The 611-nt window shown below is 53.2% G+C and carries 1 pseudogene; it reads left to right on the top strand.

Features of this window, described 5'->3' with window-relative positions:
• Positions 1-38: 38 nt before the first annotated feature.
• Positions 39-611: pseudogene (locus ACLRGG_RS19855) on the top strand (hypothetical protein); the annotation flags it as partial.

Here is a 611-nt window from a genome sequence, read left to right as displayed (position 1 = left end):
CCAATATGAGAACCAGTCTCGTGGGCTCGGAGATGTGTATAAGAGACAGGTACACAACAACCTTTGTGCTGGTGAAGTCGCTCTGTCAGCCAGACCCGAACAACGAGCAAACCTGGCTTGAGTTTTATTCGCTGTATATGGGACTGGCACCGCTGTCGGCGTTTGAGCAGCACAAGTGCATGGCTGCGAAGAAAAGAGTCAGCAAACGAAAGGCGGGAAACTATGAGGGCAGCCAGCGTGCCGGAAAACCTGCTCATGCACCTCAGATTACAGGCAGCCTTGAGCTGGGGAAGCGGGTGCTTATCCTGAAAGAGGCGACGTTTCTGAATAAACCGGTATCTCCCCAGGCAGGATCAGGGGCGAGTGAGGAGCAACCCTTTGGGCTGGCACAGGAATTCGATGAAAACGGAAAGTTGAAGGATGAAAAGTTCTGGGTCACCCTGCTGCCGGAATATATGGAAGAGAAGGGTGAACACCACGCCAATTTACCGGTCTGGATGCAGCAGGCTGTGACGAAGGGCTCTTTTGATGCGGTAGTCAAACCGGATGCACCACTGAAAATTAACGCCGGGGACGCAATCGGTTTTCCGGGAGAAGATATCGCTCCTGCG

It is taken from the genome of Erwinia sp. PPS120 (assembly GCF_047918655.1).
Taxonomy (GTDB): domain Bacteria; phylum Pseudomonadota; class Gammaproteobacteria; order Enterobacterales; family Enterobacteriaceae; genus Erwinia; species Erwinia tasmaniensis_A.
Note: the sequence above shows the minus strand (reverse complement) of the source record. Positions and strands in the feature narration are given on the sequence as shown.